Annotated in this window: 16 protein-coding genes and 1 tRNA gene; 8 read left to right on the forward strand and 9 right to left on the reverse strand. The window is 74.5% G+C overall.

The annotated features are described in order from the left end of the window. Positions 1–64: 64 nt before the first annotated feature. Positions 65–427: a nuclear transport factor 2 family protein gene (locus tag ACA514_RS26980; RefSeq protein ID WP_375044033.1), complete on the reverse strand. Its 363-nt coding sequence runs from the start codon at positions 425–427 to the stop codon at positions 65–67. A 187-nt stretch (positions 428–614) separates the two neighbouring features. Here ACA514_RS26980 and ACA514_RS26985 point away from each other — a divergent pair, with 187 nt between their 5' ends. The 3 genes from ACA514_RS26985 (at position 615) to dnaN (ending at position 3,896) form a co-directional block, all read left to right on the forward strand. Then, positions 615–2,087 carry an AlkA N-terminal domain-containing protein gene (locus ACA514_RS26985; protein ID WP_375044034.1) on the forward strand — a complete coding sequence of 491 codons (1,473 nt, stop codon included), beginning with the start codon at positions 615–617 and terminating at the stop codon, positions 2,085–2,087. 14 nt (positions 2,088–2,101) lie between these two features. Then, entirely contained in the window at positions 2,102–2,611 is a 510-nt protein-coding gene (locus tag ACA514_RS26990) for a methylated-DNA--[protein]-cysteine S-methyltransferase (RefSeq protein ID WP_375044035.1), read from the forward strand. 133 nt (positions 2,612–2,744) lie between these two features. Continuing rightward, entirely contained in the window at positions 2,745–3,896 is a 1,152-nt protein-coding gene (dnaN, locus tag ACA514_RS26995) for a DNA polymerase III subunit beta (RefSeq protein WP_375044036.1), read from the forward strand. A gap of 34 nt (positions 3,897–3,930) precedes the next feature. Here dnaN and ACA514_RS27000 read toward each other — a convergent pair whose 3' ends face one another. The 3 genes from ACA514_RS27000 to ACA514_RS27010 all read right to left on the reverse strand — a co-directional run bounded on the left by ACA514_RS27000 (position 3,931) and on the right by ACA514_RS27010 (position 5,585). Further along, positions 3,931–4,344 (reverse strand): nuclear transport factor 2 family protein, encoded by a 414-nt coding sequence (locus ACA514_RS27000; RefSeq protein WP_375044037.1) that lies wholly within the window; start codon positions 4,342–4,344, stop codon positions 3,931–3,933. A gap of 125 nt (positions 4,345–4,469) precedes the next feature. Continuing rightward, on the reverse strand, positions 4,470–5,033 hold the full coding sequence (locus tag ACA514_RS27005) for a helix-turn-helix domain-containing protein (protein WP_375044038.1): 564 nt from the start codon (positions 5,031–5,033) through the stop codon (positions 4,470–4,472). A 99-nt stretch (positions 5,034–5,132) separates the two neighbouring features. Beyond that, a complete protein-coding gene (locus ACA514_RS27010; protein ID WP_375044039.1) occupies positions 5,133–5,585 on the reverse strand; it encodes a pyridoxamine 5'-phosphate oxidase family protein in 453 nt (150 codons plus the stop codon). A 128-nt stretch (positions 5,586–5,713) separates the two neighbouring features. On the opposite strand from ACA514_RS27010, the gene ACA514_RS27015 reads away from it, so the two are divergent. After that, positions 5,714–8,512: a LuxR C-terminal-related transcriptional regulator gene (locus tag ACA514_RS27015; protein ID WP_375044040.1), complete on the forward strand. Its 2,799-nt coding sequence runs from the start codon at positions 5,714–5,716 to the stop codon at positions 8,510–8,512. A gap of 31 nt (positions 8,513–8,543) precedes the next feature. Here ACA514_RS27015 and ACA514_RS27020 read toward each other — a convergent pair whose 3' ends face one another. Both ACA514_RS27020 and ACA514_RS27025 read right to left on the reverse strand, forming a co-directional pair. Further along, complete coding sequence (locus ACA514_RS27020) at positions 8,544–8,996, reverse strand: iron chaperone (RefSeq protein WP_375044041.1); 453 nt, start codon at positions 8,994–8,996, stop codon at positions 8,544–8,546. A gap of 93 nt (positions 8,997–9,089) precedes the next feature. Continuing rightward, positions 9,090–10,301, reverse strand: coding sequence for a hypothetical protein (locus ACA514_RS27025; protein WP_375044042.1), 1,212 nt, complete (start codon positions 10,299–10,301; stop codon positions 9,090–9,092). A gap of 87 nt (positions 10,302–10,388) precedes the next feature. Here ACA514_RS27025 and ACA514_RS27030 point away from each other — a divergent pair, with 87 nt between their 5' ends. From ACA514_RS27030 to ACA514_RS27045, 4 genes are all read left to right on the forward strand, one after another. Next, on the forward strand, positions 10,389–10,826 hold the full coding sequence (locus ACA514_RS27030; protein ID WP_375044043.1) for a MarR family winged helix-turn-helix transcriptional regulator: 438 nt from the start codon (positions 10,389–10,391) through the stop codon (positions 10,824–10,826). A gap of 106 nt (positions 10,827–10,932) precedes the next feature. Continuing rightward, positions 10,933–11,928 (forward strand): RNA polymerase sigma-70 factor, encoded by a 996-nt coding sequence (locus ACA514_RS27035; RefSeq protein WP_375044044.1) that lies wholly within the window; start codon positions 10,933–10,935, stop codon positions 11,926–11,928. A 144-nt stretch (positions 11,929–12,072) separates the two neighbouring features. Beyond that, entirely contained in the window at positions 12,073–12,738 is a 666-nt protein-coding gene (locus ACA514_RS27040) for a B3/4 domain-containing protein (protein WP_375044045.1), read from the forward strand. Then, the gene (locus tag ACA514_RS27045) at positions 12,738–13,619 is read left to right on the forward strand and encodes an EamA family transporter (RefSeq protein ID WP_375044046.1); all 882 of its coding nucleotides are present in this window, start codon (positions 12,738–12,740) and stop codon (positions 13,617–13,619) included. The genes ACA514_RS27040 and ACA514_RS27045 overlap by 1 nt, the downstream gene beginning before the upstream one ends. Before the next feature lie 73 nt (positions 13,620–13,692). On the opposite strand, the gene ACA514_RS27050 is transcribed toward ACA514_RS27045, so the two are convergent. The 3 genes from ACA514_RS27050 to ACA514_RS27060 all read right to left on the reverse strand — a co-directional run bounded on the left by ACA514_RS27050 (position 13,693) and on the right by ACA514_RS27060 (position 14,691). After that, positions 13,693–13,780 (reverse strand) — tRNA-Ser (locus ACA514_RS27050). 10 nt (positions 13,781–13,790) lie between these two features. Continuing rightward, complete coding sequence (gene tadA, locus ACA514_RS27055) at positions 13,791–14,228, reverse strand: tRNA adenosine(34) deaminase TadA (protein ID WP_375044219.1); 438 nt, start codon at positions 14,226–14,228, stop codon at positions 13,791–13,793. A 25-nt stretch (positions 14,229–14,253) separates the two neighbouring features. Continuing rightward, positions 14,254–14,691 carry a hypothetical protein gene (locus ACA514_RS27060; protein ID WP_375044047.1) on the reverse strand — a complete coding sequence of 146 codons (438 nt, stop codon included), beginning with the start codon at positions 14,689–14,691 and terminating at the stop codon, positions 14,254–14,256. Positions 14,692–14,695: the final 4 nt, after the last annotated feature.

Raw genomic sequence — 14,695 nt, forward strand, 5'->3', positions numbered from 1 at the left:
GAAGGCGATGTGCCGGGCGCAGGCTGCCCCGGCACATCGCCTTCTTCGCTGCGGCCTGGTCCCTTCAGGCGGGCACCTTGTCGAGGAAGCCGGTCACGCGGTCGAAGCGGCCGGCGCCGTCGAAGGTCGCCACGTCGAAGCCGACCACGATCGCCTCGCCGCCCTCGGGGCCGAGCTCCCAGGTGAAGCGGGCCACGTCGTGGTGGGCGTCGACCGCGCCGGCGGCCCGGAACACCAGGCCGGGGAACTGGCCCTGCGCGGCGGCGATGAACGCGTCGATCGCGTCGCGGCCCTCGGCGACGCCGAGCGGGTCGACGTAGACGGGGTTCTCGGTCCACAGCGCGTCGATCGCGGCGCGGCGGGCGGCGGGGTCGGTCTCGTTCCAGGCGGCCAGGTAGCGCTCGACCCGCTGCTGAACGTCGCTCATCTCGGTTCTCCTTTCGTCCGTGTCGTTCGTCCGGGTTCGTCCGTCCCGGTGCCCCCTACGCTGCCAACCCTCCGTGCGAAGATCGATTACCTGCGACGTCATGCCGGTGACGACCCGCCGGGGCCCCGCGAGGGTGATGTCGGTTTTCCGCCAGTGAACATGCCTGACCATCGGTGATGCTGGAGGCATGCACGAAGACGTGGAAAGGTGCGTGCGGGCGGTCCGGTCGAAGGACGCCCGCTTCGACGGATGGTTCTTCACCGGGGTCGTGACCACCGGGATCTACTGCCGTCCGAGCTGCCCGGTCGTGCCCCCGAAGCCCGCGAACATGCGGTTCTACCCCAGCGCCGCCGCCGCGCAGCAGGCCGGTTTCCGCGCCTGCAAGCGCTGCCGGCCCGACACGAGCCCCGGCTCCCCCGAATGGAACCACCGCGCGGACGTGGTCGCGCGCGCTATGCGGCTCATCTCCGACGGCGTCGTGGACCGCGAAGGCGTCCCCGGCCTCGCCGGACGCCTCGGCTACAGCACCCGCCAGATCGAACGGCAGCTCAACGCCGAACTCGGCGCGGGACCGCTCGCCCTCGCACGCGCGCAACGAGCCCAGACCGCGCGGCTCCTCATCGAGACGACACCGCTTCCCATGGCCGACATCGCCTTCGCGGCGGGATTCGCCAGCATCCGCGCGTTCAACGACACCGTCCGGGAGGTGTTCGCGCTCACCCCGACCGAGTTGCGGGACCGCGTCGCCAAGGGGCACCCGCCCGCCGGGTCGGGATCGCTGTCGCTGCGGCTCCCGTTCCGCGCGCCGCTGTGCCCCGACAACCTCTTCGGACACCTGACGGCCACCGCCGTCCCCGGCGTCGAGGAGTGGCGGGACGGCGCGTTCCGCCGCACCATGCGGCTCCCCCACGGGCACGGCATCGCCGCGCTGAGTCCGCGCCCCGACCATGTCGCCTGCACGCTGACGCTCAGCGACCTGCGCGACCTGACCATCGCGATAAGCCGATGCCGCTGGATGCTCGACCTCGACGCCGATCCCGTCGCCGTGGACGACCTTCTTCGGGCGGACCCCGTCATGGCCGCGCTTGTCGACAAATCACCCGGCCGCCGTGTGCCGCGCACCATGGACGCACCGGAGTTCGCCGTCCGGGCCGTCCTCGGACAGCAGGTGTCCGTGGCCGCGGCGCGCACACATGCGGCGCGCCTCGTCACCGCCTATGGCGACCCCATCACCGACCCGGGAGGCGGCCTCACCCACCTCTTCCCCACACCGGCCGCGCTGGCGGAACTGGACCCCGAGGCGCTCGCCTTCCCCAAGACCCGGCGCACCACGCTCACCACCCTCGTCGACGCGCTCGCCAAGGGCGAGATCGACCTCGGTGTGGGGAGCGACTGGGAAGAGGCCCGCTCGCGTCTCGCCGCACTCCCCGGCTTCGGCCCCTGGACGGTCGAGACCATCGCGATGCGCGCCCTAGGGGACCCCGACGCGTTCATACCGGGCGACCTCGGCATCAAGGCCGCCGCCAAGGCGCTGGGCCTGCCCGCCACACCTGCGGCCCTCACCAAGCACGCCGCACAATGGCGCCCATGGCGCGCCTACGCCGTCCAGTACCTGTGGGCGACGAGCGACCACCCCATCAACCTCCTCCCCGCAAACTGACCAGGAGACATCCCATGGAACCGACGCACGTCGTCGTGGACAGTCCCGTCGGGCCGCTCACCCTGGTGGCCGTAGACGGCGCCTTGTCCGGCCTCTACATGGTGAACCAGCGGCACCGTCCGCCTCAGGAGACCTTCGGCGTCCCCGGGAACCCGGACGCCGCGCCCTTCGCCGCCGCCGCCGAGCAGCTCGCCGCCTACTTCGCGGGGGACCTGACCGACTTCGACCTGCCGCTCAACCTGCGCGGCACCCCGTTCCAAGGACGCGTCTGGGCCGCGCTGCGAGAGATCCCCTACGGCGAGACCATCACCTACGGTGAGCTGGCCGTCGAGCTGGGCAAGCCCAGCGCGTCCCGTGCCGTCGGCCTCGCCAACGGCAAGAACCCGGTCGGCGTCATCGTCCCGTGCCACCGCGTCGTCGGATCCACCGGAAGCCTCACCGGCTACGGCGGCGGACTCGACCGCAAGCGCTACCTCCTCGACTTCGAGCGCAAGACCCGCACCACCGAGCAGGTCCTGTTCTGACCCGTCACCGGGCCCGAAGACACCGTGCGCGGACGGCGGGCCGGGCCTTTCCCGACCGGGGGAAGCGCGAATTGTCAGTGCCGGCGGTTACCGTGCTTGAAGAGGGACGCGGAATCGGGAGAGGCAGACCAAGGTGGAGTTCCGAGTCGACCGTCAGACGCTCGCCGAGGCCGTGGCGTGGGCGGCGCGGACGCTGCCCGCGCGCCCGGCGCTGCCCGTCCTGGCCGGCATGCTCGTCGAGGCCACCGCCGACGGCGGGCTGGCCCTCGCCGGATTCGACTACGAGGTGTCGGCCCGCGCGCGGATCGACGCCGACGTCGCCGAACCCGGCCGCGCCCTCGTCCCCGGCCGGCTGCTCGCCGAGATCGTCCGGAGCCTGCCCGCGCAGCCGGCGGAGTTCACCACCAAGGGCGCCGAGGTCGTGCTGCGCTGCGGGCCCGCCGAGTTCGGCCTGCTCACGCTGCCCGTCGAGGACTACCCGACGCTCCCCGAGCCGCCCGCCCGCGCCGGCACCGTCCCCGGCGACCTGTTCGCCGCCGCCGTCGGCCAGGTCGTCCCGGCCGCCGGCCGGGACGACACCCTGCCGATGCTCACCGGCGTCCGCATCGACATCGACGGCGACACCATGTGGCTCGCCTGCACCGACCGGTACCGCATCGCCGCCCGCGAGCTGACCTGGTCCCCGGCCGAGGCCGGCTTCACCGCCGGCGTCGTCGTGCCCGCCCGCACCCTCGCCGACACGGCCAAGGCCATCCGGCCGGGCGCCGAGGTCGCCATCGACCTCACCGGCGCCGCCGACACCCTGATCGGCGTCTCCGGCGGCGGCCGCAGCATGACCAGCCGCCTGCTCGACGACCAGTACATCAACTACCGGTCCCGGCTCACCGGCGACTGGACGTCGGTCGCCGAGATCCGCACCGCCCCGTTCGTCGAGGCGATCAAGCGGGCGTCGCTGGTCACCGAGCGCGGCACCCCGATCCGGCTCGCCTTCACCGCCGGCGAGGTCCGCATCCGCGCCGCGTCCGGCGACTCCGCCCGCGCCAACGAGAGCGTCGGCGCCGAGCTGTCCGGCGACGACATCGACATCGCGTTCGCGCCGCAGTACCTGCTGGACGGCCTGGCCGGCATCGACACCGAGTACGCCCGGCTGGAATGCGCCGGCCCCACCAAGGCCGCCCTGCTCACCGGCATCCCCGATCGCAAGGACGGCGAGGAGCCCGACCCCGACGCCCCCTCCGACACCGGATTCCGCTACCTCGCGATGCCCGTCCGCCTGACCTCCTGAGCGGGCCCCCGGCGGCTGCGGCTACCCGGGAGGATCAGTTCTCGCGTGTCCAGGCGGGCGTGATCCGCACTTCGCGGAGTCGCCAGCCCGCCGGCGTCCGCACCGCGGTGCCGGCGAGTCGCAGGCCGCCCGTGAAGTGGGGGGCCTGGCCGTCACGGAAGTAGAACACGATCGAGTTCGCCGAGGCGGCCGCCCGGTCGCCGTCCACGTCCACCAGAAGGTCGGTGGTCGTGTGCTGGGTCTGCTGCCCCTCGACCTCGCTCTGCCGCAGGAAGTCGACGACCTTGTCGATGCCGTGGAGGTCGCCCCCGCGCGGCGAGTGCACCGCCACATCGTCACTGAAGACGGTGTCGGCGTCCTCCCACCGCCTCTCGTCGAGCAGGAGCGCGAAGCGGGTGAACAGGTCGGCGATCTCGATGCGGTCGGCGATCAGAGTGTCCGTGGGCATGGCGTCCCCTTCATTGGTGAGTCCAACATTGGCGTCACCAACCATACCGGAAGTCGTTGGCCGTGCCAACGATGCGGGACGACCGCGGGGCGGAGAGACCCGCTCGTTCGGGCGGGGGCAGCAGGTCAGAGGTCGAGGACGGCGAGGACGAACCGCAGGTCGTTCGCGGCCGCGTTGCCGTAGGAGTGCGGGCGGTCCCCGACGAACACGGCGGCCGTCCCCGCCCCGAGGAGGTCGGTGCGCCCGTCCACGCGGAGGGTCAGCGTGCCCTTCTCCACGTAGACGATCTCCTTGGTACCGGGGACGTGGGGGTCGCTGTCCCGGGTCTCGCCGGGCCGCAGCTCCCACCGCCACAGCTCCAGGGAGGGTCGCGGGTCGCTGCCCGCTAGCAGCGTCCCCGTCCCGCCGTTCTCGCCCTCCCACAGCACGACGTGCCGTTCCGGGCGGAACACCCGCACCGGCGGCTCCTCCTCCACCTGCACCAGGCGGGTCAGCGGCACGCCGAGCGCGTCCGAGATCCGGATGAGCGTGCCGAGGTTGGGGTTGCCGCGCCCCTGCTCCAGCCCGACCAGGACGCCCTTGCTGACGCCGGACCGCCCGGCCAGCTCGTCCAGGCTCCAGCCGTGTCCGGCCCGCAGCGCCCGGACGGTCCTGGCGACGGCCTCGCCGATCGCCTCCTGCCCGCTCAACCCGACCTCCCCCACGCACGGCCCTGCCCGACGTCCCCCCACGATCCCACCATCGGTGACCGGCGGAGTCCCGGCGGGGTGCCCGCCGAGTCGCCCGGGTCAGGTCAGCCAGTGGCCGTCGCGCATCAGCTCGCGGCCCGCCAGCTCGTTCGCCTCGCGCCAGGCCTGGACACGGCGCGGCGTGATGCGGAACCACCGGTACGGTCCGGCCGCCTCGCGCGGGTCGAAGCCGGCGTGCTCGGCGAACCGGTCGGCCCGCTCCTTCGGCAGCGCGTCGAGCTCCAGGACTTCGACCTCGCCGTCGATCACCGACACGTCGCGGGTGGGGCCCAGCCCGAGCCGGACGGTCCGGGTGGCGGCCAGGTTCCGGCCGGTGGGGCTGTCCGCCGGGGTGGCCGCGAGGAGCGTCTCCCCGTCCCAGTCGAAGGACAGCGGCACGAGGTACGGGACGCCGTCGGCGGAGGCGCTGGCCACCCAGACGTCGACGTCGTGGGCGAGCCGGTGCTCGGTGTCGCGGCGGCGTTCGGCGCGGGGACGGGGTGCGGTGCTCATGGTCGCTCCTGTGGTCGCGGGTCGCGGGTCGCGATCGGCCGGGCCGATCGCCGTGGTCAGAGCCTCTCCCGGCCGGGCCGCGGGCCGCCTCCGTGCTGATCACGGAGAACGACACGGATAATGAGCCGATGCACAACCCAGCGGTCTCCGCCCGGGAAGCCGAGGTGCTCGCGCTGGTCGGGGAGCACCTCACCAACGCGGAGATCGCCGCGCGCCTGGTCATCTCCGTGCGCACCGTGGAGTCGCACGTCTCCGCGCTGCTGCGCAAGCTCCAGCTGCCGGACCGGCGGGCGCTCGCCCGGCACGCGGCGGAGGTCGCGCGGGCCGAGCGGTCGCGCTCGGCGCCCGCCCTGCCCGCGCCGCTGACCTCGTTCGTCGGCCGGGTGCGGGAGCGCGCGGAACTGGCCGAGGCGGTGCGGGCGCACCGGCTGGTGACCGTGGCCGGCCCGGGCGGCGTCGGCAAGACGCGCCTCGCGCTGCGGGTGGCGGCGGACATCGCGAACGACCCGCCCGGCGAGTTCGCCGACGGGGTGTGGTTCGTCGACCTCGTCCCGATCACCGAGCCGGACCGGGTGGGGTCGGCGGTCGCGGCGGCGGTCGGCGTGGGCGAGCAGCCCGGCATCGGCATCGACGACGCGGTGCTGGCCGCGCTCGCCGGCCACCGGGCCCTGCTGGTGCTGGACAACTGCGAGCACGTGCGCGACGGGGCGGCGCCGTTCCTGGAGCGGCTGCTGGCGGCGTGCCCGCGGCTGCGGGTGCTCGTGACGAGCCGGGCCCGGCTGATGGTGCCGTTCGAGCGGGTCTTCCCCGTCCCGCCGCTGTCGCGGGAGGGCGGCGACGAGTCGGAGGCGGTGGCCCTGTTCATGGACCGGGCGGCGGCGGTCGGCCTGCCGCCCGGCCCGGCGGCGGGCGAGGAGGTCGCGGCCGTTTGTGAGGGGCTCGGCGGCATGGCGCTGGCGATCGAGCTGGCGGCGGCGCGGTGGTCGACGCTCGGGCTGGACGGCCTCACCGCCGGCCTGTCCGACCAGCTGCGGATCCTCACCGGCGGGTCCCGCGCCGACGACCGGCACCGGTCGGTGCGGGCGGTGCTGGACTGGAGCCATGACCTGCTGGAGCCGCCGGACCAGGCGCTCCTGCACCGGGTGTCGGTGTTCGTCGCGCCGTTCACCCCCGAGGCGGCCATCGAGGTCGCCGGGTTCGGGCCGCTGGACGCGGCGGCGGTCGTCGACGGGCTCGGCAGGCTCGCCGAGCAGAGCCTGCTGGCCGTCGCGCCGTCCGAGGCCGGCACCCGGTACCACGCGCTGGAGACGATCCGCCAGTACGGGACGGAGCGGCTGACCGGCGCCGGCGAGCTGACCGGGGTCCGGGCACGGCATCTGCGCTGGTGCCTGGCCAGCGCTGAGGCCCTCGGGGAGACCGGCGGCGCGGACTGGCGCGCCCGGTTCGACGCCGTGGCGGAGGACATGCGGGCCGCCCTCACCTGGGCCGCCGACCAGCCGGAGCGGCGCGCGGACGCCTGCCGGCTCGCCTGGTCCATGGCCGAGCTGGCCTTCGCCCGCACCCTGCTCGGCGAGGCGCAGCAGCGGTTCGAGCAGGCGGCCCGGCTCGCCGACGCCGACGCCGCCGCCGTGGCGCTGCGGCACGCCGCCGCCGTGGCCGGGTGCCGCAGTCTCGACGGCGAGATGTACCGACTGCACCGCGCCGCCGCCGAGGCCGCCCGCCGGGCCGGGGACACCGCCGGCGCCGGCCGCGACCTGGCCACCGCCGCGACCGTCGCCTACCGGTTCTCCAGCTCGTTCGCGGCCACCCCGCCCGCGGACGAGGTCAAGGCCATGCTCGTGGAGGCGCGGGAGCTGTCCGGCGACGCGCCGGGCGCCGAGGCGGCCGTCGCGCTGGCCGAGGCGGCGGTGCTCGCGGACGCGTTCGGCGCGGTCCAGGGCGACCCGGACAACCCCGTGCAGCAGACGGTCGAGCAGGCGGAACGGGCGGTCGAGCTGGCCCGCCGCACGGGCGACCCGGTGACGGAGTCCGCCGCCCTCGACGCGCTCTCCGGCGCCCAGAGCTGGGCCGGCGACGCCTTCGCCGCCGCGGCAGCCGCGCGCCGCCGGATCGGCCTGCTGGGGGCCGAGCCGTCCACCCCCGCCGGTACGCACGAGCTGATGGACGCCCTCGCCATGGCCGCCGGAACCGCCGTCGGCGTCGGCGAGCTGCCGGAGGCCCGCCGGTGGGGCAGGCGGCTCGCGGACCATCCGCTGCTCGCCGAGGCGGGCCACCACGCCACGTCCTGGCTGCTGGTCGCGGACGCCTTCAGCGGCAATGTCGGCGACGTGCGCACCACCAGCGTGCGGTTCCTCGCCGCGTGGGAGAAGTGCGGGCGCCTGCGGTCCCGGTCGCTCGGCCCCGCCGCCGCGTCGGTCGCGATGGTCCACGGCCTGCGCGGCGACGAGGACGCCCGGGCGGCCTGGCTGGCGATCGTCGGCCGGGCCGGACCCGAAGCGGACCACCGCCTCGGCTACGGCGCCGTCTTCGACACCATGGTCCTGCTGCACCGCGGCGAGGCCGGCGCGGCGCTGGAACGGGTCGCGCCGGAGCCGGACCAGGTGTGGAAGTGGGTCTGCTGGGTCTGGCTGCACTGGTACGCGGCGCTCAGGGCGGAGGCGGCGGTGCTCGCCGGGCACCCGGACGCCCGCGACCGGATCGCCGCCGCCCGCGCCCTGGTCACCGGCAACCCGGTCGCCTCCGCCCAGGTGGACCGGGCGGAGGCGCTGCTCGACGGCGACCTGCCGCGGCAGCTCGCCGCCGCCGCGGCGTTCGGGGCGGCCGGCTGCCGGTACCAGGCGGCGCGCACCCTGGTGCTCGCCGGCGGCGAGCACGCCGCCGCCGGACAGGCCGCGCTCGCCGACCTCGGCACCGCCCCCGCCCGGTAGCCGGGCGCCGCGCCCGCCCGGTGGCCGGACGTCAGCTCACGGCCTGCTTCACCAGCGCGGCGATCCGCGCCTCCACCTCGTCCGTCACCTCGGTCAGCGCGAAGGCGGTCGCCCACATGGAGCCGTCGTCCAGCTTCGCCGCGTCGTTGAACCCGAGCGTCGCGTAGCGCGCCTTGAACTTCGCCGCGCTCTGGAAGAAGCAGACGACCTTGCCGTCCAGCGCGTACGCGGGCATCCCGTACCAGAGCTTCGGCGCGAGGACCGGCGCGGCGGAGGTGACGACGGTGTGGACCCGCTCGGCCATGGTCCGGTCCGCGTCCCCCATCTCGGCGATCTTCGCGAGCACGTCCTGCTCCGCCTCCGCCGCCTTGTCGGCGCGCGAGCCGCGCCGCGCCGCCTTCTTCTGCTCCTGGGCGTGCTCCTTCATCGCGGCCCGCTCCTCGGCCGTGAACCCCTCATACGTGCTGCTCTTGCCGTCGGCCATGGTCGCTCCTGTGTTAGTCGGGTCGTGATCGGCCCGGGCCGATCGCCGTGATCACAGTCTCCCCGGCAGGAGTGCGGGCCGCCTCCGTGCTCACTACGGAAAGGCGCTCGGTGCCGGTTCCGCGCGGGCCAGGCCGTGGACCCAGTCGAAGATCACTTCGTGCGCCTGCTGGAGGGCGCCGTTCTGGCAGTGCCGATGCCCGCCGTCGGCCTCGGTGAAGGTGTGCACCCGCACCGAGCGGGCGCCGGTGAGCCGGGCGGCGAAGTCGCGGCCGAGCGCGGGGTCGTAGAAGTGCTCCCGCTCGGCGAGCAGGACGAGCGCGTCGGCGGTGATGTCGCCGGCCCACGCGCGGTCGTCGAAGGGCCGCATCGCGTCGATCAGGCCGGGGAGCGTCCCGGCGCCGAACGTCCACAGCGCGTTGCCGACGCCCCACCGGGCCTGGGCGTCGAACCTGCCGTACAGGGGGACGGCGCGCCGCATCCACCACGGCATGCGCTGGAACGCGCCGCGCACCGGCCGGGGCACGTTGTGCAGGAACGCGGTGAGCATGCCGGGGAAGTAGTCGTAGAGGACGATGCCGTCGTAGCGCGGTTCGGACGCGGCGGCCCTGGCCACCAGGTGGCCGCCGAAGCTGATGCCGACGCCGACGAGGAGCCGGGGTTCGACGACGCCGCTCAGCCAGTCGATCACCGCCCGCGTGGGACGCTCCCAGTCGGCGGTGAAGGGCAGGCCGTGCTCGCGCAGCGCCGCGCCCTGCCCGGGGCCGGTGAACATCAGCACCCAGTGGCCGCGCCGCACCGCCGCGGCGCCGAACATGAAGTACAGCTCCTCCAGCGTGGAGTCGAAGCCGCCCTGCACGACCATCACCGTGCGGGCGTCGTCGGGGTCCGCAGGCCGCAGGAGCAGCGCCTCCAGTCGCGCGCCGTCGTAGGGGATGTGGACGCGGGAGGCGTCGACTCCGATGCCGGCCAGGCCGGCGTCGAACAGGTCCCGGCCCGCCGCGGCGGTCTCGGCGCGCCGCGGATCAGCGGGATCCAGGAAGAACTCGGCCTGCCGCAGGTAGTTGGCGGCCCGCAGCAGCGACGTGCCCCGCGATACCGGCTCGCCGTACGCGTGCCCGCGCGCCGCGACGGTGCCCGCCATCGCCGACCACTCCCGGTACCAGGACTCGAAGTCGCCCCTGCGGACCCGTGCCATGGCGGCGGCGACCTCCCCGAATTCGCCGCCGTCGTAGGCCGCCGTCCACAGCCCGCGGAGCGCTTCGAAGTCGAACGCCGGCGTCCGGGAGAACCTGATCCTGCGCATCGACGGCCCCATTTCCGTGTCATGACACATATCTCGCCTGAGGCCGAGCATATGTATGTCATGACACAGAAGCAATAGACTCCTCCCGTGGAGCCCGTACTCGAACTGGTGATGGCCGTGAAGACCGCGCAGCGGGAGATCGAGCGGCGGTTCAACCACCTGCTGCGCCCGCTCGGCGTCACCGCCGTCCAGGCCGAGGCGCTGCTGGTCATCGCCGACGAGGAGCCCGTCTCCATCGCCGACCTCGGCGCCCGGATGCCCGCCGACCCCGGCCATCCCAGCCGCCTCACCGACCGCCTCGCCGCGGCCGGGTGGGTCGAGCGCCGCCCCTCGGCCCGCGACCGGCGGCGGGCCGAGCTCACCCTCACCCCGGCCGGCCGGGAACTCGTCCGGCGCATCGTCGAGGCCCGGCAGCCCTTCTTCGACCGGGCGGCCGCCGCGGTCGCCGAAGCCGGCCTCGTCCACGTCCTGCCGGACGTCCGGCGCCTGCTCGACCTGGTCCGCACGCTCCCCGACCCGGAGTGACGCCCGGCACCGTGACGTGCGTCACCGGCCGCAGGTGTCACAGAACGGTGGCGGCAGGCATCTGGTGGGCGTGGGAGAGTCACGGACGACCAGGCGGGAGCGGGCCATGAGCGAATCCAGCAAACCGGAGGCGGGCACGACCGGACCGGACACGACCGGACCGGACACGACCGGACCGGACACGACCGGACCGGACACGACCGGACCGGACGCCCCCGGCGGCCGCGCCGACGCCGCCACCGAGGCGTTCGTCGCCCACCGCAACCTGCTTTTCACCGTCGCCTACGAGATGCTCGGCTCGGCCGCCGACGCCGAGGACGTGCTGCAGGAGACCTGGCTGCGGTGGACGGGCGTCGAGCTCGGCGCCGTCCGCGACCAGCGGGCCTACCTGGTCCGGATCACCACCCGGCAGGCGCTCGGCCGGCTGCGCACGCTGCGCCGCCGCAAGGAGTCCTACGTCGGCCCGTGGCTGCCCGAGCCGCTGCTCACCTCCCCCGACGTGGCCGAGGACGTCGCGCTGGCCGACAGCGTCTCGATGGCGATGCTGCTGGTGCTGGAGACGCTCGCGCCGACCGAGCGGGCGGTGTTCGTCCTGCGCGAGGTGTTCGACCTCGGCTACGACGAGATCGCCGAGGCCGTCGGCAAGAGCCAGGCCGCGGTCCGCCAGATCGTCCACCGGGCGCGGGCCCACGTCGCCGCGCGGCGCCCGCGCGGGGCCGTCTCCGCCGCCGAGACCCGCAGCGCGCTGGAGGCGTTCCGGCGCGCGGTCGAGACCGGCGATCTGCAGCGCCTGTTCGACATCCTCGCGCCCGACGTCGTCTTCCTGGGTGACGGCGGCGGGGTCGCCCAGGCCGCGCTGGTGCCGATCCGGGGGGTGGACGAGGTCGCGCCGCTGGCGGCCGGGCTGCGCAGGTTCGGCGCCGCGGGATCGCTGGAGGCGACCCAGGTCAACGGCTACCCGGCGCTGATCTTCCGGCTCGACGGCGAGATCGACACCGTCATCGCGGTGCACCTCGAGGACGGCCTCATCGCGGGGCTCTACGCCGTCCGGAACCCCGAGAAGCTGTCGCGCATGGAGCGGGAGACGCTCCTGCGCCGCTGATTCCGGGCCGCGCCGGGGCCGGGTGAGAACAAACGGCCGCCCGCCCGTGTTGGGATGGGGGATTCCCTTTGGCGGCGGTACCCGTCGGTCGGTATGCTGAACCCTTTAGTTCAGTGAAATGACCGACTGGAGGGGGAGCAGGCGATGCTGGAGCAGATCACCGTGGACGAGGCCGTACGGGAACTGCGTCCCGACTTCGCCGTCCTCGTCATGACGGCCGAGGGACTGCGGAACGGGCCGAGCGACGCGGTGTCCGAGGGCTGGCTGCAGGAGGCCGCCGGTGCCGCCGACGCCGACGACCCGCACGTGGAGGCGTGGCGCGAGGCGTACCGGGCGTTCGGCGCGAAGCCGAAGCGGACCCGGCCCTCCGTGGACGCCCTGCTGCGCCGCGCCGACGCCCTCCCCTCCATCAACAAGGTCGTCGACGCCTACAACGCCGTCAGCATCGCCTACGCGCTGCCCATCGGCGGCGAGGACCTCGATGCCTACCAGGGCCCCGCCCACCTGGTCAGGGCCACCGGCGACGAGCCGTTCGACGTGGTCGCCGGCGGCGAGCCGGCCGTGGAGCACCCGGCGCCCGGCGAGGTCGTCTGGCGCGACGACGCCGGCGTCACCTGCCGCCGCTGGAACTGGCGGCAGTGCGTCCGCACCCGCCTCACCGAGACGACCAAGAACGGGCTGTTCCTGCTGGAGCGCCTCGCCCCCTACCCGCTCGACCGGCTCCGCGACGCCGGCGACGACCTCGCCGCCCGGCTCCGGACCATCTCCCCGGACGTCCGGATCGAGAGCCGGCTGATCGGCGGGGAGTGATGGTCACCGCTCTCGCGCTCGTCACCGCCCTCGCGTTCGGCGTCGCCGACTTCCTCGGCGGCGCGGTGTCGCGCCGCTCCACCGCGCTGAAGACCCTGGTGCTGTCCGCCCCGATGGGGCTGCTGGTCGTCGCCGGCGCCGCGGTGGTCGTGGGCGGCGTTCCCGCGCCCACCTCGCTGATGTGGGGTTTCCTGGGCGGCCTCTGCGGCGGCGTCGGCCTGATCACCTTCTACCGGGCGCTCGCCCGCGGCCCGATGAACGTGGTCGCGCCGGTGTCGGCGCTGGCCTCGGCGGTGCTGCCGGTAGGCGTCGGCGTGCTGCGCGGCGAGCGGCTGGACGAGACGGCCGTGCTGGGCGTCCTGCTGTGCCTCGTCGCGATCGCCCTGGTCAGCATGGAGAAGGGCGAGGAGGCCGAGCCGTCCGGCGGCGCCTCCCCGCTCCGCCGCCCGCTGGACAGCGGCCCGCTGATGGCGCTGGTGTCCGGCACCTGCTTCGGCGTCTTCTTCATCCTGCTGAAGGCCGCCGGGGACGGTGCCGGGCTCTGGCCGATCGCCGCCGCCCGCGTCGGCACGCTGACCGTGGTGTTCACGGCCCTGCTGATCGCCGTGCGGTTCCGGGGCGGCGACCGGGGGCCGCGGGTGACCGGAAAGGCGCTGATCGGCCTCGCGCTGCTGTCCGGCGTGCTCGACTCCGGCGCGAACGCCCTGTACTACCTCGCCGTCCAGGACGGCCTGCTGAGCCTCGTCACCGTGCTGACGTCCCTCTACCCGGCCATCACGGTGCTGCTGGCCCGGATCGCCTACAGCGAGCGCCTCCGCGCCGTGCAGCGCGTCGGCATGGGCGTGGCCGTGGCGGGCGTGGCCCTCGTGACCGTCGGCTGAGGCACCCGGGGGCCGAGGCACCGGCGCAGGAAACGAAAAAGGGCCGCCGACGGATGGTCGGCGGCCTTTCCTGTGGCGGTGGTGGTGGGATTCGAACCCACGGAAGGTTGCCCTTCACACGCTTTCGAGGCGTGCGCCCTCGTCCACTAGGCGACACCACCGCGGGGAAGCCTACCGGACTCTGCGGCGTGCGAAGAACTCGGAGAGCACCGCGCCGCACTCCTCCGCCAGCACGCCCGCGAGCACCTCGGGCCGGTGGTTGAGGCGGCGGTCCCGGACGACGTCCCACAGCGACCCGACCGCCCCCGCCTTCAGGTCGACCGCGCCGTACACGACCCGGTCGACACGGGCCTGGACGGACGCTCCCGCGCACATCGTGCACGGCTCCAGCGTCACGACGAGCGTGCAGCCGGACAGCCGCCATTCCCCCAGCGACACCGCGGCGGCCCGCATCGCGACGATCTCGGCGTGCCCGGTGGGGTCGGCACTGCGCTCCCGGTCGTTGCGGCCAGCGCCGATCACCGCACCCGAGCCGTCCAGGACGACGGCGCCGACGGGGATCTCCCCGTCGCGGGCGGCGGCGCGCGCCTCGTCCAGCGCGAGCCGCATCGCCGCGCCGTACTCCTCGTCCGGGTCAGTCACGGAGGCGGTCGAACTCCTCGCCGAACCCGACGCGTTCGGCGACGGTCAGCAGCGCGTCCCCGGGCAGGGCGCGCTCGCCGAGGTCGGTGAGCTGCCCGGCACCGATCCCGAAATCGTCCAGCAGGGCGGGGTCGCCGCCGGAGTCGCCGTCCGGGACCTCCCCGACGAGCTGGTGGAACAGCGCGCCGAGCCCGTCCTCGCGGACGGTGGAGACGTAGGCGCGGGGCTCGCCGTCGCCGTCCAGCCGGACGACCGCGAACCAGTCGTCGTCCTGCTCGATCAGCAGCACGACCGGATCGCCGTAGGACTCGACGGCGGCCTCCCGCATCAGGTCGGCGACGTCGTCGACGTGCTCGGCCTCGGCGAGCACGGCCTCGGCCCCGACCCAGCCCTGCGGGCTCCGCGCGAACACGGCGGCGAAGTAGGACACACGC

The sequence above is a fragment of the Actinomadura sp. NTSP31 genome, assembly GCF_041951385.1.
In the GTDB taxonomy this organism is placed as follows: Bacteria; Actinomycetota; Actinomycetes; order Streptosporangiales; family Streptosporangiaceae; genus Spirillospora; species Spirillospora napierensis.

What these genes read in the sequence shown, in the direction of transcription:
- ACA514_RS26980 (WP_375044033.1), bottom strand. Translation starts at nt 427, where the DNA reads ATGAGCGACGTTCAGCAGCGGGTCGAGCGCTACCTGGCCGCCTGGAAC.
- ACA514_RS26985 (WP_375044034.1), top strand. Translation starts at nt 615, where the DNA reads ATGCACGAAGACGTGGAAAGGTGCGTGCGGGCGGTCCGGTCGAAGGAC.
- ACA514_RS26990 (WP_375044035.1), top strand. Translation starts at nt 2,102, where the DNA reads ATGGAACCGACGCACGTCGTCGTGGACAGTCCCGTCGGGCCGCTCACC.
- ACA514_RS27000 (WP_375044037.1), bottom strand. Translation starts at nt 4,344, where the DNA reads ATGCCCACGGACACTCTGATCGCCGACCGCATCGAGATCGCCGACCTG.
- ACA514_RS27010 (WP_375044039.1), bottom strand. Translation starts at nt 5,585, where the DNA reads ATGAGCACCGCACCCCGTCCCCGCGCCGAACGCCGCCGCGACACCGAG.
- ACA514_RS27015 (WP_375044040.1), top strand. Translation starts at nt 5,714, where the DNA reads ATGCACAACCCAGCGGTCTCCGCCCGGGAAGCCGAGGTGCTCGCGCTG.
- ACA514_RS27020 (WP_375044041.1), bottom strand. Translation starts at nt 8,996, where the DNA reads ATGGCCGACGGCAAGAGCAGCACGTATGAGGGGTTCACGGCCGAGGAG.
- ACA514_RS27025 (WP_375044042.1), bottom strand. Translation starts at nt 10,301, where the DNA reads ATGCGCAGGATCAGGTTCTCCCGGACGCCGGCGTTCGACTTCGAAGCG.
- ACA514_RS27035 (WP_375044044.1), top strand. Translation starts at nt 10,933, where the DNA reads ATGAGCGAATCCAGCAAACCGGAGGCGGGCACGACCGGACCGGACACG.
- ACA514_RS27040 (WP_375044045.1), top strand. Translation starts at nt 12,073, where the DNA reads ATGCTGGAGCAGATCACCGTGGACGAGGCCGTACGGGAACTGCGTCCC.
- ACA514_RS27045 (WP_375044046.1), top strand. Translation starts at nt 12,738, where the DNA reads ATGGTCACCGCTCTCGCGCTCGTCACCGCCCTCGCGTTCGGCGTCGCC.
- tadA (WP_375044219.1), bottom strand. Translation starts at nt 14,228, where the DNA reads ATGCGGCTCGCGCTGGACGAGGCGCGCGCCGCCGCCCGCGACGGGGAG.